Source organism: Mycobacterium sp. 23 (assembly GCF_048287075.1).
Classification (GTDB): Bacteria; Actinomycetota; Actinomycetes; order Mycobacteriales; family Mycobacteriaceae; genus Mycobacterium; species Mycobacterium gordonae_B.
In genome coordinates this window covers 1,280,211-1,301,077 of the sequence record NZ_JBLVUX010000005.1, presented here as the reverse complement: position 1 = coordinate 1,301,077, position 20,867 = coordinate 1,280,211, and the positions used below count along the sequence as shown (strand labels likewise).

Annotated in this window: 20 protein-coding genes; 13 read left to right on the top strand and 7 right to left on the bottom strand. The window is 70.2% G+C overall.

The window, feature by feature from the left end; all coding sequences use genetic code 11:
* Position 1: 1 nt before the first annotated feature.
* Genes pgsA through ACNQS7_RS07005 form a run of 4 tightly spaced genes read left to right on the top strand, consistent with a single transcriptional unit; the run spans position 2 to position 3,748 of the window.
* A complete protein-coding gene (gene pgsA / locus ACNQS7_RS07020) occupies positions 2–655 on the top strand; it encodes a phosphatidylinositol phosphate synthase (RefSeq protein WP_418011999.1) in 654 nt (217 codons plus the stop codon).
* Positions 652–1,602, top strand: a complete 951-nt coding sequence (locus ACNQS7_RS07015; protein ID WP_310785831.1) for a phosphatidylinositol mannoside acyltransferase — start codon at positions 652–654, stop codon at positions 1,600–1,602. The genes pgsA and ACNQS7_RS07015 overlap by 4 nt, the downstream gene beginning before the upstream one ends.
* Positions 1,602–2,726: a glycosyltransferase family 4 protein gene (locus ACNQS7_RS07010; protein WP_418011998.1), complete on the top strand. Its 1,125-nt coding sequence runs from the start codon at positions 1,602–1,604 to the stop codon at positions 2,724–2,726. The genes ACNQS7_RS07015 and ACNQS7_RS07010 overlap by 1 nt, the downstream gene beginning before the upstream one ends.
* Positions 2,726–3,748 (top strand): NUDIX hydrolase, encoded by a 1,023-nt coding sequence (locus ACNQS7_RS07005; RefSeq protein ID WP_418011997.1) that lies wholly within the window; start codon positions 2,726–2,728, stop codon positions 3,746–3,748. The genes ACNQS7_RS07010 and ACNQS7_RS07005 overlap by 1 nt, the downstream gene beginning before the upstream one ends.
* A gap of 94 nt (positions 3,749–3,842) precedes the next feature.
* Here ACNQS7_RS07005 and ACNQS7_RS07000 read toward each other — a convergent pair whose 3' ends face one another.
* Positions 3,843–5,552, bottom strand: a complete 1,710-nt coding sequence (locus tag ACNQS7_RS07000) for a PE-PPE domain-containing protein (RefSeq protein ID WP_418011996.1) — start codon at positions 5,550–5,552, stop codon at positions 3,843–3,845.
* A gap of 159 nt (positions 5,553–5,711) precedes the next feature.
* On the opposite strand from ACNQS7_RS07000, the gene pdxS reads away from it, so the two are divergent.
* The 3 genes from pdxS to pdxT are packed head-to-tail and all read left to right on the top strand — an operon-like array spanning position 5,712 to position 8,053.
* The gene (pdxS, locus tag ACNQS7_RS06995; protein ID WP_156452285.1) at positions 5,712–6,608 is read left to right on the top strand and encodes a pyridoxal 5'-phosphate synthase lyase subunit PdxS; all 897 of its coding nucleotides are present in this window, start codon (positions 5,712–5,714) and stop codon (positions 6,606–6,608) included.
* Positions 6,609–6,617: 9 nt separating this feature from the next.
* On the top strand, positions 6,618–7,463 hold the full coding sequence (gene tesB / locus ACNQS7_RS06990; protein WP_418011995.1) for an acyl-CoA thioesterase II: 846 nt from the start codon (positions 6,618–6,620) through the stop codon (positions 7,461–7,463).
* Complete coding sequence (pdxT, locus tag ACNQS7_RS06985; protein ID WP_418011994.1) at positions 7,460–8,053, top strand: pyridoxal 5'-phosphate synthase glutaminase subunit PdxT; 594 nt, start codon at positions 7,460–7,462, stop codon at positions 8,051–8,053. The genes tesB and pdxT overlap by 4 nt, the downstream gene beginning before the upstream one ends.
* Here pdxT and ACNQS7_RS06980 read toward each other — a convergent pair.
* Entirely contained in the window at positions 8,050–9,087 is a 1,038-nt protein-coding gene (locus ACNQS7_RS06980) for an alpha/beta fold hydrolase (protein WP_418011993.1), read from the bottom strand. The two genes, pdxT and ACNQS7_RS06980, sit on opposite strands and share 4 nt — an antisense overlap.
* 243 nt (positions 9,088–9,330) lie before the next feature.
* Between ACNQS7_RS06980 and ACNQS7_RS06975 the strand changes: the two genes are divergently transcribed.
* Both ACNQS7_RS06975 and ACNQS7_RS06970 read left to right on the top strand, forming a co-directional pair.
* Complete coding sequence (locus ACNQS7_RS06975) at positions 9,331–10,086, top strand: YebC/PmpR family DNA-binding transcriptional regulator (protein ID WP_310785839.1); 756 nt, start codon at positions 9,331–9,333, stop codon at positions 10,084–10,086.
* Between the two features lie 193 nt (positions 10,087–10,279).
* On the top strand, positions 10,280–14,473 hold the full coding sequence (locus ACNQS7_RS06970; RefSeq protein ID WP_418011992.1) for a PE family protein: 4,194 nt from the start codon (positions 10,280–10,282) through the stop codon (positions 14,471–14,473).
* Positions 14,474–14,483: 10 nt separating this feature from the next.
* On the opposite strand, the gene ACNQS7_RS06965 is transcribed toward ACNQS7_RS06970, so the two are convergent.
* From ACNQS7_RS06965 to ACNQS7_RS06945, 5 genes are read right to left on the bottom strand one after another with little or no spacing between them, the layout of a single operon-like run.
* Positions 14,484–16,052: a polyamine aminopropyltransferase gene (locus tag ACNQS7_RS06965; protein WP_418011991.1), complete on the bottom strand. Its 1,569-nt coding sequence runs from the start codon at positions 16,050–16,052 to the stop codon at positions 14,484–14,486.
* Entirely contained in the window at positions 16,049–16,507 is a 459-nt protein-coding gene (locus ACNQS7_RS06960; RefSeq protein ID WP_055578324.1) for a DUF350 domain-containing protein, read from the bottom strand. Before ACNQS7_RS06960 ends, ACNQS7_RS06965 begins: the two co-directional genes overlap by 4 nt.
* 22 nt (positions 16,508–16,529) lie before the next feature.
* Complete coding sequence (locus ACNQS7_RS06955) at positions 16,530–16,961, bottom strand: DUF4247 domain-containing protein (protein ID WP_418015918.1); 432 nt, start codon at positions 16,959–16,961, stop codon at positions 16,530–16,532.
* The gene (locus tag ACNQS7_RS06950) at positions 16,958–17,452 is read right to left on the bottom strand and encodes a DUF2617 family protein (protein WP_418011990.1); all 495 of its coding nucleotides are present in this window, start codon (positions 17,450–17,452) and stop codon (positions 16,958–16,960) included. Before ACNQS7_RS06950 ends, ACNQS7_RS06955 begins: the two co-directional genes overlap by 4 nt.
* A 5-nt stretch (positions 17,453–17,457) precedes the next feature.
* Positions 17,458–18,066: a DUF4178 domain-containing protein gene (locus tag ACNQS7_RS06945; RefSeq protein ID WP_418011989.1), complete on the bottom strand. Its 609-nt coding sequence runs from the start codon at positions 18,064–18,066 to the stop codon at positions 17,458–17,460.
* A gap of 148 nt (positions 18,067–18,214) precedes the next feature.
* Here ACNQS7_RS06945 and ruvC point away from each other — a divergent pair, with 148 nt between their 5' ends.
* From ruvC to ACNQS7_RS06925, 4 genes are read left to right on the top strand one after another with little or no spacing between them, the layout of a single operon-like run.
* Positions 18,215–18,769: a crossover junction endodeoxyribonuclease RuvC gene (gene ruvC, locus ACNQS7_RS06940; RefSeq protein WP_418011988.1), complete on the top strand. Its 555-nt coding sequence runs from the start codon at positions 18,215–18,217 to the stop codon at positions 18,767–18,769.
* Positions 18,766–19,359 carry a Holliday junction branch migration protein RuvA gene (gene ruvA / locus ACNQS7_RS06935; protein WP_418011987.1) on the top strand — a complete coding sequence of 198 codons (594 nt, stop codon included), beginning with the start codon at positions 18,766–18,768 and terminating at the stop codon, positions 19,357–19,359. Before ruvC ends, ruvA begins: the two co-directional genes overlap by 4 nt.
* Entirely contained in the window at positions 19,356–20,399 is a 1,044-nt protein-coding gene (gene ruvB, locus ACNQS7_RS06930; protein WP_418011986.1) for a Holliday junction branch migration DNA helicase RuvB, read from the top strand. The genes ruvA and ruvB overlap by 4 nt, the downstream gene beginning before the upstream one ends.
* Before the next feature lie 10 nt (positions 20,400–20,409).
* Complete coding sequence (locus tag ACNQS7_RS06925) at positions 20,410–20,796, top strand: DUF1304 domain-containing protein (RefSeq protein ID WP_418011985.1); 387 nt, start codon at positions 20,410–20,412, stop codon at positions 20,794–20,796.
* Positions 20,797–20,867 lie beyond the last annotated feature (71 nt).

Sequence of the window (20,867 nt, the reverse complement as noted above, 5' to 3'; positions counted from 1 at the left end):
GATGAGCAAACTGCCGTTTCTGTCCCGCGCGTTCTTCGCCCGCGCTACCGACCCGGTGGCCCGGGCCGCGCTGAAGGTCGGTCTCACCCCGGACCTCGTCACGGTGATCGGCACTGTCGGCTCGATGGCGGGGGCGCTGGTGTTCTTCCCGATGGGCAAGCTGTTCATCGGCGGGTGTGTGGTCTGGTTCTTCACCCTGTTTGACATGGCCGACGGGGCGATGGCGCGTATCCGCGGCGGCGGCACCCGGTTCGGCGCGGTGCTCGACGCCACCTGCGACCGCATCAGCGACGGCGCGGTGTTCTGCGGGCTGGCGTGGTGGATCGCCTTTCACATGCACGACAAGCTGCTGACCGCGGCGACGCTGATCTGCCTGGTCACTTCCCAGGTGATCTCGTACATCAAGGCCCGGGCCGAAGCCAGCGGACTGCGTGGCGACGGTGGTTTCATCGAGCGTCCGGAACGGCTGATCATCGTGCTGGTCGGGGCCGGGGTTTCGGATTTCCCGTTCGTCGCCTGGCCGCCGGCGCTGCCGATCGGCATGTGGCTGCTGGCTGTCCTGAGCGTGATCACCTGCGGGCAGCGGTTGTACGCGGTGCGCACCTCTCCCGGGGCCGTCGACCGTATTCCCATCCCAGGAAAGAACGAGCAGTGATACCGCCATCCGTAGGTCTGAAACTGCCCGGCCGGCCTCGCGACCTGCTGACCGGCAAGGCCACCGATTGGGCGTACGCCACCGGTTGGCGCGCCGTGCGGGTGCTGCCGGAGTTCGCCGCGCGCAACGCATTCGAGGCCGGCGCCCGCTATGCCGCCCGCAACGGCGGGCCCGAGCAGCTGCGCAAGAACCTGGCCCGCGTGATCGGGACGACGCCGGCGCGGGTACCGGACTCGCTGATGCGCGCCTCGCTCGCGTCCTATGCCCGGTACTGGCGGGAAGCCTTCCGGTTGCCGACGATGGATCTGCGCGAGTTGACCCGCCAACTCGACAGCGGAACCCACGGCCAGGACAATCTCAACGCGGCGCTGGCGGCCGGACGCGGCGTGGTGCTGGCACTGCCGCACAGCGGCAACTGGGACATGAACGGTGTGTGGCTGGCGCAGACCTACGACACCTTCGCGACCGTCGCCGAGCGCCTCAAGCCCGAATCGCTGTACCAGCGCTTCATCGACTACCGGGAGACCCTCGGCTTCGAGGTCATTCCGCACTCCGGCGGCGACCGACCGCCGTTCGAGGTGCTGTGTGACCGGCTGCGGGACAATCAGATCGTGGCTCTGATGGCCGAGCGCGACCTCACCCGCACCGGCGTCGAGGTCGACTTCTTCGGCGAACCCACCCGGATGCCCGCGGGGCCGGCAAAGCTGGCGATCGCGACGGGCGCGGCACTGCTGCCGTCGCACTGCTGGTTCTCCGGCGACGGCTGGGAATGCAACATGCAGACGCCGCTGGACTGCAGCAGCGGCGACGTCGGCGCCATCACCCAGGCCCTCGCCGATGAGTTCGCGCGCAATATCGCTGCCCATCCCGCAGACTGGCACATGCTGCAACCGCAGTGGCTGGCGGATCTGTCGGACGACCGGCAGGCCTGGTTGAAGGACGGCTGATGCGGATCGGGATGGTCTGCCCCTACTCGTTCGACGTGCCCGGCGGGGTGCAGTCGCACGTGTTGCAGCTGGCCGAGGTGATGACCGATCGCGGACATCAGGTCAGTGTGCTGGCGCCGATGTCCCCGGACACTGCACTGCCCGACTACGTGGTGTCCGCCGGCAAGGCCGTCCCCATTCCCTACAACGGGTCGGTGGCGCGGCTGCGCTTCGGCCCGGTCACCTACCGCAAGGTGAAGAAGTGGCTCGCCGAAGGCGATTTCGACGTGCTGCACCTGCATGAGCCGGGTGCGCCGAGCCTGTCGCTGCTGGCCCTGGACATCGCCGAAGGCCCGATCGTGGCGACGTTTCACACCTCGACCACCAAGTCGGTGGCGATGTCGGTGCTGGGCGGCATGCTGCGGCCCAGGTTCGAGAAGATCGTCGGCCGGATCGCGGTGTCCGACCTGGCGCGACGCTGGCAGATGGAGTCGGTGGGCTCGGATGCCGTGGAGATTCCCAACGGCGTCGACGTCGAATCGTTCGCCTCCGCGCCCCTGCTGGACGGTTATCCGCGACCGGGCAGGACGGTGCTGTTCCTGGGTCGCTACGACGAGCCGCGCAAGGGGATGGCGACGCTGCTGGCCGCCATGCCCACCGTGGTGCAGCGTTTTCCCGACGTGCAGCTGTTGATCGTGGGACGTGGCGACGAAGACGAATTACGCTCTCAGGCAACAGGATTCATCGATCACCTGAAGTTTCTGGGTCAGGTCGACGACGTCGGCAAGGCGTCGGCGATGCGCAGCGCCGACGTGTACTGCGCGCCCAACACCGGCGGCGAGAGCTTCGGCATCGTCCTGGTCGAGGCGATGGCCGCCGGCACCGCCGTGGTGGCCAGCGACCTGGACGCGTTCCGGCGGGTGCTGCAGGACGGAGAGCTGGGCAGGCTGGTTCCGATCGAAGACGGAGAAGCGCTGGCCGAGGCGTTGATCACGGTGCTGGAAGACGACGCGCTGCGGGCCGGATACGTCGCCGCCGGGAGTGAGGCGGTGCACCGCTACGACTGGTCGGTGGTGGCCAGTCAGATCATGCGGGTCTACGAGACCGTGGCCGGGTCGGGGGTCAAGGTGCAGGTGGCCAGCTGATGGTGTGGCTGATCGTCGGTGGCGTCCTGCTGTTCGTGGTGCTGGTGGTCTTCGGCGCCTGGGGCTACCAGCGGGCCAACCGGCTGGACCGGCTCAACGTCCGTTACGACCTGTCCTGGCAGGCGCTGGACAGCGCGCTCGCGCGGCGCGCGGTGGTGGCGCGCGCGGTCGCCATCGATGCCTACGGCGGCTCGCCCGAGGGGGAGCGGCTGGCGGCGCTGGCCGACGCCGCCGAGCGGGCGCCCCGCAGCATGCGGGAGACCGCTGAAAACGAGCTGTCCGCCGCGCTGGCGCTGGTGGACCCGGCGTCGGTGCCGGCGGCGCTGGTGGCCGAGTTGGCTGACGCCGAGGCGCGGGTGTTGCTGGCCCGCCGATTCCACAACGACGCGGTGCGCGACACCCTGGTGCTGGCCGAGCGGCGCATGGTGCGGTTGTTCCATCTGGGCGGAAGGGCGCCGCTGCCAACCTATTTCGAGATCGCCGAGCGGCCGCACGCGCAGCGGCACACCGGCGACAAGCTCAACCACCGCACCTCGGCGCGGGTGGTGCTGCTCGACGAGGACGGCGCGGTGCTGTTGCTGTGCGGGTCGGACCCCGCCATCGCCAACGCACCGCGGTGGTGGTTCACCGTCGGCGGCGAGGTCAGGCCGGGGGAGCGACTGGCCGAAGCCGCCGCCCGCGAGCTGGCCGAGGAAACAGGTCTGCAGGTGGCGCCGGGCGATCTGATCGGACCCGTCTGGCGGCGCGACGAGGTCTTCGAGTTCAACGGCTCGATGATCGACAGCGAGGAGTTCTACCTCGTACACCGCACCCGGCGGTTCGAGCCGACGCTGGACGGGCGGACGGCGCTGGAACGCAGCTACATTCACGGCGCGCGCTGGTGCGGGCCGGCCGACATCGCCGAACTGGCCGCCGCCGGCGAGATCGTCTACCCGCGGCAGTTGGGTGAGTTGCTGCCGAGGGCCAATCAGCTGGTCGACTCGGCCCCGCGGGATGCCGTGGCGCCGCAGTCGATCAGCTGACGCCCTGTTCGCCGAGACTGCGCCAGCGGTGTGGTTCGAGGTGGGAAGGGCGATCTGTACGCAGTCCCGCGGCCACGACCGCAGTGTCGCCGCCTCACGGCAAGCGCACCGGCCAGACCAATCCCGCCAGGGCGTCGTTGACCCCCTGTATCGCGCCCTGCTGCAGCTGCGCGCCCAGCACCACCGGATCGACCCGGGGGAACAACCCGGCCGGCGTCGGCACATCTTGGTAGGCGGTGCGGTCGTAGCCCAGCTCGACGAGCACCCGCAGGTCGGGCTGCACCAGGTCGGCCAGCGGATTCCCCAGGAACGGTATGGCGCGCAGCGGATTGAGCAGCGGCAGGTCGTGGGTCGGGATCAGGATGTAGGTGGTCAGGCTGTCGGGCGACACCGGCTGCACGATGCCCGACGCGAACTGGGCGGCCGACAGCGAGTACGACGGGTGGATGTAGGCGAAGCCGGCCAGCGCGTTGGCCGTCGCCAGCAGGTTGAGCGGGTATTGCGGGAAGTCGGCGGCGCCGTCGTACTGGATCGCGTAGTCGACGGTCGGGTAGACGTTGGCAGGGGTGGCGCCGTTGAAGGTGAACCCCATGAACGGGATGGACAGGCCCGTGAACCGGGACAGCAGGCCGCCGTCGGGCCGGTTCGGGTTGGCGACCAGCACGAAGGACAGTTCGTCGGTCCCGGGCCGCAACGCCGCCGGCAACGACTGCAGATAGCGCATCTCCAGCGTCGCCACCGTGGAGCTCTGGGACAGGCCGAAGACGACGGTGTCCTTGCCCGCCGCGTGCAGGTTCATGATCGCGGTGTTGAGTCGCTGCATCCCCTCGGCGATCGAGGCGTCGAAGGTCAGGCTGGTGGGTCCGGTGATCGGGAACAGTTTGGACGGGGTCACCAGAAACTGCGCGTCGTAGGACGGGTGGGTCGGGGTGATGAAGCTGTTCGCCAGTGTCTGAAAGCCCGACCAGGGCAGTGGGCTGGGCCCGGTGCCGCCCATGAGCAGGGCCGACGTGGTCGGACTGCCGCCCCCGACCGGCTTCAGGTCGATCAGGTTGATACCGATGTTGCCGTCGCCGGGATTTCCGTAACCGATCAGCCGGTTGCCGGTGTTGATGAGCCCGACGTTCCAGTTGCCCCTGTTCTGGAAGCCGATGTTGCCGTCGCCCCGGTTGTCGACGCCGATGTTGCCGTTGCCGATGTTGCCGAACCCGATGTTGTTGACGCCCTGGTTGCCCGACCCCAGGTTGAAGGTGCCCTTGGCCCAGTCGATGCTGAGCCCGGGCAGGCCGGTGGCCGCGTAGGCGCCGGCCAGTTGCTCGGCCACCGCCGAGGCCTGCGCGTGATAACCGGCCATGGCGGCGACGTCCTGGGCCCACATCTGCTCGTAGGCGGCCTCGGCGGCCGCGATCGCCGGGGCGTTCTGGCCGAACAGATTGCTCACCACCAGCGAGACCAGGCCCGACCGGTTGGCGGCGACCAGCGCCGGGTGTACCACCGCCGCCTGTGCGGTCTCGAAGGCGCCGGCCGCCGCCCGTGCCTGCACGGCCGTCCGCCCCGCCTGCGCCGCCGCCGTCGTCAACCACGTCAGGTACGGGCCCGCGGCCCGCGTCATCGCCAGCATCGCCGGTCCCTGCCAGGCACTGTCGGCCAGTCCCGAGGTGACCGCCGCGAACGAACGCGCCGCGGCATCCAGCTCCGCGGCCAGCCCGTCCCAGGACGCGGCCGCCGACAGCCACGGTTGCAGCCCGGCACCGGCGAAGATGCGCGCCGAGGTGAGCTCCGGCGGCAGAACGGCGAAATTCATCGCGAGGCTCCCCAACTCGCTGGCCAACAACGCGGAGCTTAAGGCACCACGGGCCTGCGCTGCCGGTAATTCCGGTTGTCGGCCCCCTTTAGACTGATGGTCACTTCCCGAAATTCAAGGAGAGTAGTGAACAGCCAGCAGAACGGCGCCCAGTCGGCTTTGAGCCAAACCGGAGCCGAAACCGGAACGGCACGCGTCAAGCGCGGCATGGCCGAAATGCTCAAGGGCGGCGTCATCATGGACGTCGTCACCCCCGAGCAGGCCCGCATCGCCGAAGGTGCGGGTGCTGTCGCGGTCATGGCGCTGGAACGGGTGCCCGCCGACATCCGCGCGCAGGGCGGGGTGTCGCGGATGAGCGACCCCGACATGATCGAGGGCATCATCGACGCCGTCACCATTCCGGTCATGGCCAAGGCCCGTATCGGGCACTTCGTCGAGGCGCAGATCCTGCAGAGCCTCGGCGTGGACTACATCGACGAGTCCGAGGTGCTCACCCCGGCCGACTACACCCACCACATCGACAAGTGGCAATTCACCGTGCCGTTCGTCTGCGGGGCGACCAATCTCGGCGAGGCGCTGCGACGCATCGGCGAGGGCGCGGCGATGATCCGCTCCAAGGGTGAGGCGGGCACCGGCGACGTCTCCAACGCCACCACGCACATGCGCGCGATCGGCGGCGAGATCCGCCGGCTCACATCGTTGTCGGAAGACGAATTGTTCGTTGCCGCAAAGGAATTGCAGGCACCCTACGATCTGGTCGTGGAGGTGGCGCGGGCCGGCAAGCTGCCGGTGACGTTGTTCACCGCCGGCGGCATCGCCACCCCCGCCGACGCCGCGATGATGATGCAGCTCGGCGCCGAAGGCGTGTTCGTCGGGTCCGGGATCTTCAAGGCCGGCGACCCGGTGCAGCGCGCCGCGGCGATCGTCAAGGCCACCACGTTCTTCGACGACCCCGACGTGCTGGCCAAGGTGTCCCGCGGGCTCGGGGAGGCGATGGTCGGCATCAACGTCGAGGAGATCGCCCAGCCGCATCGCCTGGCGCAACGCGGCTGGTAAAAACAGTCCGTGGCGATCGAAGAGATCCTCGATCTCGAGCAACTCGAGGTCAACATCTACCGCGGCAGCGTCTTCAGCCCCGAATCGGGCTTCCTGCAGCGCACGTTCGGCGGGCACGTGGCCGGACAGTCGCTGGTGTCGGCCGTGCGCACTGTCGACCCGCGTTACCAGGTTCATTCGCTGCACGGCTATTTTCTGCGCCCCGGAGACGCCAAGGAACCCACGGTCTTCATCGTGGAGCGCACCCGCGACGGCGGGTCGTTCGCTACCCGGCGGGTCAACGCAATTCAGCACGGGGAAATCATCTTCAGCATGGGGGCGTCGTTCCAGACCGACCAGGAGGGGATCAACCACCAGGACGCCATGCCGGCGGCGCCGCCACCGGACGGGCTGCCGGGGTTGTCCTCGGTGAAGGTCTTCGACGACGCCGGGTTCAAGCAGTTCGAGGAATGGGACGTCTGCATCGTGCCGCGCGAGCAGCTGAAACTGTTGCCGGGCAAGGCTTCTCAACAGCAAGTGTGGTTCCGGCACCGCGATCCGCTACCGGATGACCCGGTGCTGCACATCTGTGCGCTGGCGTACATGAGCGACCTGACGCTGCTGGGTTCGGCGCAGGTCACCCACATGGCCGAGCGCGAGCATCTGCAGGTGTCGTCGCTGGACCACGCGATGTGGTTCATGCGGTCCTTCCGGGCCGACGAATGGCTGCTCTACGACCAGTCCTCGCCGTCGGCCGGCGGGGGCCGGTCGCTGTGCCAGGGCAAGATCTTCAACCAAAGCGGTGAGATGGTGGCCGCGGTGATGCAGGAGGGGCTGACCCGCTTCAAGCGCGGATACCAGCCGACCACCCAGTGAGTGCGCCGCTGATCGGCGTGCTCGCACTGCAGGGCGACACCCGCGAGCACCTGGCCGCGCTGCGTGAAGCCGGCGCCGAGGCGATCACGGTGCGCCGCCGCGACGAACTGGACGCGGTGGACGGGCTGGTGATACCCGGCGGCGAATCCACCGCGATGAGCCACCTGTTGCGCGACTTCGACCTGCTCGACCCGCTGCGAGCCCGGCTGGCCGACGGGTTGCCCGCCTATGGTGCGTGCGCCGGCATGATCCTGCTGTCCAGCGAGATCCTCGACGCCGGCGCGGACGGCCGGGCAGCGCTGCCGTTACGCGGGATCGATATGACGGTGCGGCGCAACGCTTTCGGACGTCAGGTCGACTCGTTCGAGGGTGACATCCCGTTCGAAGGCCTGGACGGGACGGTGCGTGCGGTGTTCATCCGGGCGCCGTGGGTCGAGCGGGTCGGCGCCGGTGTGCAGGTGCTGGCGCGGGCGGCGGGGCACATCGTCGCGGTACGCCAGGGTGCGGTGCTGGCGACGGCGTTCCATCCGGAGGTGACCGGCGACCGGCGGGTGCATCAAATGTTCGTGGACATGGTGACCGGCCGCTAGCTCGCCGAGTTGTCTGCCGGCAGCGCGAGCAGTTCGCGCAGATGCGCAGTGGTAGTCGCCGGGTCTTCCAGCGTCCAGAAGTGACCCGCGTCGACGAAACGAACCATGACTTCGGCCGCATTCGGGATGTGGTCGCGGGCGTCGAGGTAATACTCCCGGGGCTGGATGGTGCCTTCGCGGCTCTGGATCACCATCACCGGGCACGTCCAGCGATCGAGGAGGCGCGTTCGCCTCGCGATCCATTCCGTCCGAAAGGTTGCGGTGTTGAAGTAACGGGGGACCGCCCTGTCGATGTCGGGGTAGCTGAATTCCTGGATCACCCGTCGCATTTCGCCGTCCGGGAGGTCGATGTGTCCGATCCACGTGTAGACCAGCACGACGAACCGGGTCCGGTCGGCCATCAACCCCGTGAACGGCGAATCCCGGAACAACGCGGCCTGCGGGGCCAGCGCGGGGTGGAAGTGGTAGAGGTGTTGCTCGCCGCGGCCGTACCGCAACACGCGGTCGGGATGGTTGGCGGCAACGAAGTCACCCTGCACGCTGCCGCGATCGTGGGTGATCAGGTTGAACCGGTCGACACCGATGCGGTCCAGGGCGGCCACCAGCTGCTCGGCCGCCGCCTCATGGCGATAGTCGCCCTCCGCGGTGCTCGATTGCCCGTAGCCCTTGAGATCGAAGGCGACGCAACGGCAGCGACCGGCAAACGCCGCCATCTGGTGGTGCCACTGGTACCAGGAGTCCGGCAGTCCGTGCAGAAAGACGACGGGTTCACCGGTCGGGGGGCCGGCCTCGACGTAGTGGAATCGCACAGTCTCCCCGTCAGCTCCCTCGACCTCGGTGAACCGGTGGGTGAAGGTCACTCCGTCGAGTTGCTCGGTGGCGCCGTCGGCGTCCGGGTCGCGCGGTGTCACATCGCGGAACCGCGCGAGCCTTTCCTCGACGCGCCCCGCGTCTGGTCGGTAGGAGGCCAACGCCGGCACGATCCGCTCGGGTAGTTCGCTGTACTGCGGTCTCGTCACGATCGCCGTTGTCATTGGCATCCTTCGCTCACTGCCTGCGGATTCGTCGCTAGTTTCACGATACGTTGAAACTAATTTCAACGCAAGATGAGACTTTTCGTCCGGTACCGAGGCGCCGGTTGGCCCCCCTGCTCCCATGTTGAGCGCGACGGCTGTCCTCGACCCGGCGGTGCCACCCCGGCGCGACGCTCGATGCGTGGAAGCCGCCACGTAGACTCGCTAGGCGAACTTTTCCAGCGAAAGAGGTAAGAGGCACCGATGAGCGGCCATTCCAAGTGGGCCACCACCAAGCACCAGAAGGCCGTCAAAGACGCGCGCCGGGGCAAGGAGTTTGCCCGGCTGATCAAGAACATCGAGGTTGCCGCCCGTACCGGGGGCGGTGACCCGGCGGGTAACCCGACGCTCTACGACGCCATCCAGAAGGCGAAGAAGACGTCGGTGCCCAACGACAACATTGAGCGGGCGCGCAAGCGCGGCGCGGGTGAGGAAGCCGGCGGCGCCGACTACCAGACCATCATGTACGAGGGTTACGGGCCCAATGGCGTCGCGGTTCTCGTCGAGTGCCTCACCGACAACCGCAACCGCGCGGCCAGCGAGGTTCGGGTGGCGATGACGCGCAACGGCGGCACCATGGCCGACCCTGGTTCGGTCGCCTATCTATTCACCCGTAAAGGCATGGTGACCCTGGAGAAGAACGGGCTCACCGAGGACGACGTGTTGACCGCGGTGCTGGAGGCCGGCGCGGAGGACGTCAACGATCTCGGCGACAGCTTTGAAGTGGTCTCCGAGCCGACCGATCTGGTCGCCGTCAGAACCGCGCTCCAGGATGCCGGTATCGACTACGAATCGGCCGAGGCGAGTTTCCAGCCGTCGGTGAGTGTCCCGGTCGACGTCGAGGGTGCCCGCAAGGTATTCAAGCTGGTTGATGCGCTGGAGGACAGCGACGACGTGCAGAACGTCTGGACCAACGTCGACCTCTCCGACGAGGTGTTGGCCGCGCTCGACGAGGAGTGAGCCTGCCGGCGGCCCGCCGTAGGGCGAAACCCCGCCCCGTCTAAGGGGTTTGCCGCGAGCTGTGCAGTGTGCAGTGTGCACTGTGCAGCTCGCCGGATCTGTGCAATTCGACTTTGCGGGCATTGCCCGCCCGTCGTGATCATCTTCCCGGGGATTTCGCTTTATTGACCGGGTGGATGAGAGGCAGTGTCCGATGTCCTTTGTTATCGCGAGTCCGGACCTGTTGGCTTCAACTGCGGTCGATCTGACCGCCATCGGTTCGGCGGTCGGTGCCGCCAACGCGGCCGCGCTGGCGCCGACCGTGAATCTGCTGGCGGCCGGCGCCGATGAAGTGTCAGCGGCGATCGCGGCGCTGTTCGGCACCCACGCTCAGGATTACCAGCTTCTCAGCGCGCAGGCTGCACAGTTCCACGAGCGCTTCGTCCAGAGCCTGAATGCGGCCGGCGGCGCGTATGCCATCTCGGAGGCGGCCAACGCGAACCCGCTGCAGGTCGTCGAGGAGCAGGTGCTCGGCGCGATCAATGCGCCCACGCAGCTGCTGTTCGGGCGTCCACTGATCGGCGACGGCGCCAGTGGTGCTCCCGGAACCGGTGCGGCCGGAGCCCCCGGCGGTTTCCTCTATGGCAATGGCGGAGCGGGCGGGTCCGGGGCGCTCGGGCAGAACGGTGGCGCCGGTGGCGCCGCGGGCTTGATCGGCAACGGCGGTGTCGGCGGCGCCGGCGGCGCCGCCACCACGCCCGGCGGATTGGCCGGCAGCGGCGGTAGCGGCGGGAACGGTGGATTGCTCTGGGGCAACGGCGGTGTCGGCGGTTCCGGTGGACAGGCCGGAGCGCTCGGGGTCGCCGGCAACGGCGGGGGCGGCGGCCATTCATTCATCTTCGGTGATCCGGGCGCCGGTGGGGCTGGTGGGAGCTCGCCCGGCGGGACAGCCGGGGCCGGCGGTGGCGGCGGTACTGACGGGCTGTTCGGCAACGGCGCCGTGGGCGGCGCCGGCGGTGACGGACGCTTCGGTGGTGCCGGTGGCCTCGGCGGAGAGGGCGGATTCATCGGAAGCGGCGGCGCCGGTGGGACCGGCGGCGCCGGTCAGGGCGGTCCGGGTGGAGCGGGCGGCGCCGGCGGAACCGCGGGAGTGTTCGGGGATGGCGGCGCAGGAGGTGCCGGTCAGGGCGGCGGCGCCGGTGGCCTCGGTGGAAACGCGCGGGTATTGGGCATGGGCGGCGCCGGAGGGGTCGGTGGAGACGGGGGTGCTTCGGCGGCGATCCACGGGGGTGCTGGGGGTAACGGCGGCCTCGGCGGAATCCTGTACGGCAACGGCGGCGCCGGTGGCCTCGGCGGCAACGGGGCCGTCGGCACTGGCGGACCCGCGGGCGTGTCCGGCACGGTCGGCGGAAACGGCGGCGCCGGTGGCGCCGGCGGCCGGGGCGGTGCGTTCATCGGCACCGGCGGGTCAGGCGGCCTCGGTGGTCACGGCGGCGACGGCGGCAGTGGCGGTACCGGGGCCAGCCCGCTCACCGCCGGCGCAAATGGCCAGTCGGGCGGTGACGGGGGCGCCGGCGGCAGTGGCGGCATCGGCGGTGCGGGCGGTGCCGGCGGCTGGGTGAACAGCCTGCTGACCCCCACCGGAGGTGACGGACTTGGCGGCGCCGGAGGAGCCGGCGGCAACGGTGGAGCACCCGGCAACGGCGGCAACGGCGCCAACGGCGTCAACGGGGGTGCCGGTGGTAGCGGCGGCAACGGCGGTAATCCCGGCGTCGGCGGCGCGGGTGGTTCCGGCGGCGGGGGCGGCAAAGCCGGTGCCGGAGCGGCCGGCGCCGCGGGCACCAGTCCGACCAGCGGCGGCGACGGCGGCCGCGGCGGCCACGGTTCCGACGCGATCGGCACCAGTCAGGCCGGCGGCAATGGCGGCGCCGGCGGAAACGGCGGGCTGTACGGCAACGGCGGTGCCGGCGGAGACGGCGGCAAAGGCATGTCCGGCAGCCCTGCCATCTCCGGCACGAATCCCGGCAACGGCGGCGACGGGGGAGCGGGCGGCGCCGGCGGTGCCGGGGGCAATGGGGGAGCAAAGGCCGGCAACGGCGGTGCCGGCGGTGCCGGCGGCCTGGGCGGCCGGGGAGCCGACGGCGGCAACGGCTTCAACGGCTTGGACGGCTTCACTGCCGGCGCAAACGGCGGCAACGGCGCCAGCGGTGGAAATGGCGGCCACGGCGGAGCGGGCGGCGCCGGCGGCGTTGGCGGCAGCGCGCCGGCAGGCACGGCTGGGGCGCACGGCGTCGGCGGTGTGGGCGGAGACGGCGGCAATGGCGGGACTCCCGGCAGCGGCGGCAACGGTCGCGACGGCACGATCAGCGTCAACGGTGGAGTCGGCGGCAAGGGTGGCAACGGCGGCAACCCCGGCGTCGGCGGCGCCGCCGGGGCCGGCGGGAGCAGCGGCGGCAGCAGCGTCGCCGCCAGCGGCAAGGCCGGCACCGCTCCCGGCAGCGGCGGCAACGGCGGCAACGGCGGCAGGGGGGCCGACGCGCCGGCCGCCGGCCTCAACGGCGCTGCCGGCGGCGCGGGCGGCGACGGAGGAACCGTCGGTAATGGCGGTAACGGCGGTACTGGGGGAACCGGTGGCGTGGGCACCCAGGGTGGTGCGGTGGCCGGCGCCGGCCAGAACGGCGGGGACGGGGGAACCGGGGGTACCGGGGGAGCCGGAGGCGCGGGAGGCAAGGGCGGAAACCTCGCCGGCAAGGGCGGTAACGGCGGCACCGGCGGTGTCGGGGGCGTCGGCGGAAACGCCAGCAGCGGCACCAACGGCGTGTCCAATGCGGCGAACTCGAACGGAGCGGCCGGAGGGGACGGCGGCGACGGTGGCGTCGGCGGCCAGGGTGGTCAGGGCGGCAAGGGTGGTGTCGCCGGGACCGGTGCGGGTGGCAGCGGAAGTGCCGGTACCGGTGGAGCCGGCGGCAAAGGCGGCAACGGTGGCAACGCCGGAAGCGGCGGTGACGGCGCCAGAGGCACCTTCACCGGTGGTGACGGAACCGGCGGCAAAGGCGGCAACGGCGGTGACCGTGGGGCCGGTGGGGAGGGCGGTGCCGGTGGTGCCGGAGGCGGTCCCGGTGCGAACACGGGTGCCAAGGGGGGTTCGGGCGACTACGGCACCGGCGGCGGCAACGGCGGCAAGGGCGGTGCCGGGGCCGACGCCGTCACCATCACCGGAACCGGCGGCACCGGGGGCGCTGGTGGCAACGCCGGAATCATCGGCAACGGGGGCGACGGCGGCACCGGCGGGGCCGGCGGTACCGGCACCACGGCCGGGACCGCCGCGACGGGCGGCACCGGCGGATCGGGAGGGAAGGGCGGGGCCGGCGGCAATGCCGGAACGTTCGGCGGTGACGGCGGCAACGGTGGCGTCGGCGGCGTCGGCGGCAAGGGCGGCACCGGTGGGAAGGGGATTGCCGGCGGCAACGGCAGCAGCCAGGGGCCGGGTGGTGGTGACGGCGGCAACGCACAGACCGGCGGCACCGGCGGTCAAGGGGGCCAAGGCGGTACCGGCGGTGAAGGTGGTACCGCCGGCAAGGGCAGCTTCATCGGCAACGGCAAAGACGGAGTGACCGGCAAGGGCGGCGCGGGCGGCCAGGGTGGCACCGGCGGGACCGGTGGTACCGGAGGCACCGGCGGTAACGGCGGCGATTCAACCGCGGGCAGGCCACAAGCCGGTCAAGGAGGCCGCGGCGGCGACGGCGGCGTAGGTGGCGCCGCCGGGACCGGCGGCACCGGCGGCGGGTCCGGCGCCAACCAGGGCGCCACCGGTGGGATCGGCGTGCAGGGCAACGGTGGCCAGGGCGGCGTCGGCGGCAACGGCGGCACCGGTAACGTCGGCGGCGTCGTCAACCCCGCGGGTGGTCAGGGCGGCAACGGCGGTAACGGTGGGACCGGCGCCAACGGCGGCAATGCGGGCAACGGTGGCCGTGGTGGCGACGGCGGCGTCGGCGCCAACGCCGACGGAGCCCGTGGCGGCACCGGTGGCGTCGGCGGCACCGGCACGCAAGGCTTCGGTGGCCGCGGCGGCAACGGCGGCGACAGCGGCAACGGCGCGGACGCGTCCGTCCTGTTCGACGCCGGTGACGGCGGTATCGGCGGCAACGCCGGCGGCGGGGGTAAGGGAAGTTTCCTCGGCTCTGGCGGTGCCGGCGGTAACGGTGGTCGGGGCGGCAACGGCGGCAACGGTATTGCTCCCCTGCTCGGCAGCGGAGTCGGCGGGAAGGGTGGTCTCGGCGGTGCCGGCGGGTTCGGTGGCGACGGCGAATTTCCCGAACCCGCGGTACCCGGCGGCAATCCCACCGGTGACCCGTACCCCACCACCGGAGGGCAGGGCGGCGCCGGCGGCAAGGGTGGCGGCCAGTAACGGTGTTCGTCTAGTCGTACCCGCGCCGCATGTCCTCGACGATCCGCGGATTGTCCAACGTCGAGGGCTCCATCGGCCGCGGCCGGACGTCCTCGGAGAACACCGTCGCGGCGTCCAGCACCCGCTGGTCGAGGTAGCGCAGCGGCGGAACATCGCGTGGCAGCGCCGCGATCGGCGCGGCGCCACCGCGTTGTGCCAGCACGAATCCCCAGTCCCCGAATGTGGGCACGTACACGTGGTACGGCGTGACGGCATAGCCGCCCGAATGGATGGTCGAGACGGTGCGCCAGAAGGCCGTTCGGGTCGAGAACGGGCTGCCCGCCTGCACCACCATCAGCCCGCCCGGGTTCAGCACCCCCGCGACCAGCGCGTAGAACTCGGTCGAATAGAGCCGACCCAGTGCGGGCGTGTCGGGATCGGGCAGGTCGACGATCACCGCATCGAAGCGATCCGACCGGGCGCCCCGCAGCCAGCTCAGCGCGTCGTCGATCACCACGCGCACCCGCGGATTCTCCAGCGACCCGCCGTTGGCGGCACGCATGGTGGTGCGCGCCAGTTCGATGACCGCCGGGTCCAGCTCCACCTGCACGATCCGCTGCAAACCCGGCTGGCGCAGCAGTTCGCGCGCCGCCAGCCCGTCACCGCCGCCGAGCACCAGCACCGAACGGGCGCCGCCTCCGAGTGCCGGGTAGACCAGGCTCTCGGTGTAGCGGTATTCGTCCCGGGTGGAGAACTGCAGATCCCCGTCCAGGTACAGGCGCATGTCGTTGTCGCGGCGGGTGACCACGATGTCCTGATAGGCGGAGTGCCGGTGGGCGATGATCGGGTCGGCGTAGAGCTGCTGCCGGGTGGAGATCTCGATGTCCTGGGCGCGGACCAGCAAAGTGATGAGCAGGGCCAGCGCCGCGGCCAGCGCGGCCAGCGCCGCCGCCAATTGCCGTGCCGAAACGACCCGCCGTAGCAGGAATACCGCGACGATCGCCGCTGCCACCAGGTTGACGATGCCGGTGGCGGCAGCGCCTCTGATCATCCCCAGATGCGGGAGCAGGAGGAACGGCCAGGCCAATCCGCCCAGCAGTGCGCCCAGGTAGTCGGCCGCGTTCAAGTTGGCCAGCGCGCGACCGGCGTCGGTGGCCAGATCGGACGGGCCCGGAGCGCGTCCGCGCTGCAGCAGCGTCATCAGCAGCGGCACCTCGGCACCCACCAGACACCCGATCAGCGCGGTGCTCACGGTCAGCACCAGCGTCGAACCGTCGACGAATGCGAACGCGACATACAGGGCCGCGGCGGACAGTCCGCCGACGATGCCTAACAGCACCTCCACCGCGATGAACGTGATCGCCGCGCGCGCCAGCAGCGGCTTGATCAGCAGCGCACCCAGACCGAGCGCGGCGATGTACCCCGCGACGATGAGCGACGTCGCCACGATGCCGCCGCCGTTGAGGCTGGTCGACAGCGTCAGCATCGCCAGTTCATAGACAATCCCGCAGGCGGCACACGCGGCGACCGCGGCCAGCAGCACGGCCCGCCACCGGCCCAGCGACGACGAGACCAGCCCGGCGACAGCGGTTGTCGTCATAAGAGCGCGGCCGCGTTGACCCCTCCCACCGCCAGCAGCATCGCCGCTGTGGCGAACGCGGCCGGATGCAGTGTGGGTTCCTCGACATGCTCGTGAAAGTTGCCCGGCACCGCGATTCGCAGGATGACCAGCGCCAGTCCCTGCAGAATGACGCCGATTCCGCCGTAGATCGCCACCCCGAGCAGGCCCTCGCCCAGCTGGTTGGAGCTGGTATTGATCGCCGCGATGATGACGGTGCCCAGCGCCGCGTACATCGCGGTGGCCAGGATGGCGGCGTTGGGCCGGCGCTCGATGAACACCAGCTGACGCAGATTTCCGGGGGTCAGGACGTCGACCATGAGGAACCCGGCGATCAGTACGGCGATCCCGACCGCGAAGTAGAGGACCGTGGCGACGGCCCCGCGCAGGATCGGATCGAGGCTGACGCTGCCGAACTCCACCGCGCTGTAGTACATGACAGTCCTCCTTTGCGAGTGCCTACTTGACGCCGCCCGGGCCGCCGGGTCGGCCGCCCGAGCCGCCCGATGGGGATCCGGGCGTGAACCCGGGACCGAGGAAGACGTAGGAGCCGTGGCTGTATCCCGCACCCAGGTCTTCGACCCGGATGCTGCAGGGACGGGTGCCGTCCGGGCCGACGATCACGACGTAGTCGCTGTACCGCAGATATTCATTGCCGCCGTTGGACGCCCGGGCGGAGGGCGATTTGTAGTGAGTCAATGTGTCGGCCACCTGCTTTGGTGACCCGGAGCAGGAGTAGCGGTTGGCGTTCGCGTCGTGGGCGTACGCCTGGTAGTGGTCGGCGATGTAGGAGCCGACGTCCCGGCTCACCAGCACGATGCCGAAGACCAGCGACACGGTGGCGGCCAGTGCCAGCCCGCCGGCGACCAGCAGCAGCCGGTTGCGGGTCACGGCTGCCACCGGCTGGCTGTGTAGACGACGGTCCCGCCGGTGCCGGTGGGGTAGAGGTGCCAGGTCTGCCACTGCCAGCCGTCGCCGTCGGGCTCGGCCGCCAGGGCCGTCAGCGCCGCGTCGTCGCCCGGGAACACACCGCCCAGCCAGCCCGGGTCGCGGGCGCACCGCTCGCGCAAGTCGCCGGCCAGGGCGCGGAAGGTGGCTTCGTCGTGCGTCACACTGTGCGATTCGAGGTGATAGCCCGGAGCATCCGAGTGCGCGGGCAGACCGTCCCCTGCGGCGCACGAGACCTGTTCGGAGAACCGGCCGGTGCCGTGTTCCACGGTGACGACGTGCGACGCACCCAGGACGCCCAGCAGTAGCGCGCCGCCACGCGGATGTGCCACTCGGTAGCTGGCCAGCGTGGGCGGTGCCGCCGCGTTGAGCGCCAATGCCAACCTGGCCCCGGACACATCGGCCGGAGCCACCGCCAGATGGTGAAGCGGCACCTCGGTCAGCCCGCGGGTGCGGGGTAGACGGTGATCTCGCCGGTGACCACGGTCTTGCCGGTGGATATCTCCCAGGGTGTTTCCGGTGCCCACCGCTCGAACGAGAGCAGCGTGGCCTTATCGGCGCTCGCGTAATCGACGTAGTCCATCTCGCCGCCGGGCGGCAGGCCGGTGGTGCCCTCGGTGGTGTAACCGGCGTGACCGCGCTCCACTTCGTGTAAGTCGGTGCCGTCGACCGTGTGGCGGCCGCCGGGCTGCAGGTCCAGATCCGCGCGTTTGAACCACATGGCCAACTCGAGTCGGCCGTCGTCCTCCTCGACGCTGAACCAGACCGGCTCGTCACCGCCTTCGAGCAGGTGTTCCCACCACACGAACGGGCCTTCGCGGTAGGTGACCGAGCCGCGCACCACGTAGTCGATGCCGCCGTGGCTGACGATCGCGCCAGGGCCGAGTTGGCGGGGACCGTATTCGGCGGGCATCGCGGTGAACGCGAGCGGGTCCTGCCTGGGTTCGGGGGTCTTGGGGGTTCTGGGCGCCCTCTTGAGCGCATAGACAAGCACCAGCAGAGACGCGATGAACAGCGCCACCGCGATCACGATGAGTTGTGCTCCCACGCGGACCCTTCCGTCGTGCGCATAACGTAACTCACGGCCGCAGCGCGTGTCTTTCACCGGTGATGTCCCACTTGGCGGCTAGGCTATCGAACAGCTGTTCGGAAATTCGGCCTACGACTCGGCCTCGGGAAGAACGTGGGGAGCTGCGGTGCGTGTGATGGGCGTTGACCCCGGCTTGACGCGGTGCGGCTTGTCGCTGGTGGAAAGCGGTCGCGGTCGGCAGATCACCGCTCTGGACGTCGACGTGGTTCGCACTCCGTCGGGCGAACCGCTGCACCGGCGGCTGCTGGCGATCAGCGACGCCGTCGACCACTGGCTGGACACCCACCACCCGGACGTACTGGCCATCGAGCGGGTGTTCTCCCAACTCAACGTCAGCACGGTGATGGGGACGGCGCAGGCCGGCGGCGTGATCGCGCTGGCGGCCGCCAAGCGAGACATCGACGTCCACTTCCATACGCCCAGCGAGGTCAAGGCGGCGGTCACCGGCAACGGCAACGCGGACAAGGCGCAGGTCACCTCGATGGTCACGAGAATCCTGGCGCTGCAGGCCAAGCCCACTCCGGCCGATGCGGCCGACGCGTTGGCGCTGGCCATCTGTCACTGCTGGCGAGCGCCGATGCTGGCGCGGATGGCGGCCGCCGAGGCTCAGGCGGCGCAGCAGCGCAGCAAATACCTGGCCAAGTTGAAGGCCGTCCGGTGATCGCCTCGGTCCGCGGTGAGGTGCTGGAGGTGGCGCTGGACCACGCCGTGATCGAGGCGGCCGGGGTCGGCTACCGGGTCAACGCGACGCCGTCGACACTGGCCACGCTCCGGTCGGGCAGTGAGGCGCGGCTCATCACCGCGATGATCGTGCGCGAGGATTCGATGACGCTGTACGGGTTCTGTGATGCCGAGAACCGCGACCTGTTCCAGACGCTGTTATCGGTCTCGGGTGTCGGGCCGCGGTTGGCGATGGCGACGCTGGCCGTGCACGATGCGGCGGCGCTGCGCCAGGCGCTGGCCGACGGCGACGTCACCGCCCTCACCCGGGTGCCCGGCATCGGCAAACGCAGCGCCGAACGGATGGTGCTGGAATTGCGCGACAAGGTGGGCCTGGTCGCAGGGTCCGGGGCAACACCGGCGGTGAACGGTCACGCGGTGCGCGGGCCGGTGGTGGAGGCGCTGGTCGGGCTGGGTTTTGCGGTCAAGCAGGCCGAGGAGGCCACCGACAAGGTGCTCGCGGCCGACCGGGAGGCGTCTACGTCGTCGGCGCTGCGGGCCGCCTTGTCGCTGCTGGGTAAGGCCAAATGAGCGATCCTGAGGAGCTCGACGAGCGCGACGTCTCGCCTGCGCTGGCCGTCGGCGAGGGGGACATCGACGGCAGCCTGCGGCCCCGCTCGCTTGGGGAGTTCATCGGCCAGCCACGGGTCCGCGAGCAGTTGCAGCTGGTCATCGAGGGGGCCAAGAACCGCGGCGGCACCCCCGACCACATCCTGCTGTCCGGGCCGCCCGGCCTGGGCAAGACGTCGTTGGCGATGATCATCGCGGCCGAACTGGGGTCCTCGCTGCGGGTGACCTCGGGGCCGGCTCTGGAACGCGCCGGCGACCTGGCCGCGATGCTGTCCAACCTGGTGGAGCACGACGTGCTGTTCATCGACGAGATTCACCGGATAGCCCGGCCCGCCGAAGAGATGTTGTACCTGGCGATGGAGGACTTCCGGGTCGACGTGGTGGTCGGCAAGGGCCCGGGTGCGACGTCGATTCCGCTGGAGGTCGCACCGTTCACGCTGGTCGGTGCGACCACCCGGTCCGGTGCGCTGACGGGCCCGCTGCGCGACCGGTTCGGGTTCACCGCGCACATGGACTTCTACGAGCCCGCCGAGCTGGAACGGGTGCTGGCCCGCTCGGCCGGCATCCTCGGTATCGAGTTGGGCGCCGAAGCGGGGGCGGAGATCGCGCTCCGCTCGCGCGGCACCCCGCGGATCGCCAACCGGTTGCTGCGTCGCGTGCGTGACTTCGCCGAGGTGCGCGCCGACGGCATCATCACCCGTGACATCGCCAAGTCCGCGCTGGAGGTCTACGACGTCGACGAGCTGGGGTTGGACCGGCTGGACCGGGCGGTGCTGTCGGCGCTGACCCGCAGTTTCGGCGGCGGCCCGGTGGGCGTCTCGACGCTGGCGGTGGCCGTGGGCGAAGAGGCTGCGACCGTCGAAGAGGTGTGCGAGCCTTTCCTGGTGCGCGCCGGAATGGTCGCGCGCACGCCGCGGGGCCGGGTGGCCACGGCGCTGGCCTGGACGCATCTGGGCATGACGCCGCCCGCCGGGGTCTCGCAGCCCGGGTTGTTCGACTAGGAGGACTCAGATGGTCACCGCCGCTTTGATCTTCGCCGCGCTGGCCGCGGTCCTGCACGTCTACATCTTCACGATGGAGTCGTTGACGTGGACCTCCAAACGCACTCGCGCGACGTTCGGCACCACGGTCGAGGAGGCCGAGACCACCAAGCTGCTGGCGTTCAACCAGGGGTTCTACAACCTGTTTCTCGCCATCGTGTCGGGAGTAGGCATTGCCGCGATGTTCACCGGGCACCGTGACGTCGGGGCGGCCCTGGTGTTCGCCGGCGTCGGGTCGATGGCGGCGGCCGCGGTGGTGCTGCTGCTCTCGGCTCGGGACAAGGCGCGCGCGGCCGTGACGCAGGGGCTGTTCCCGGTCATCGCGATCGTGCTGCTGCTGGTTGGTTTACTGACGTAACACCAGTAACACCAGTCACGGCTGAGCTCGGCATGACCGCGTCTGAAAAACGATATCGCCGGCGATATCAC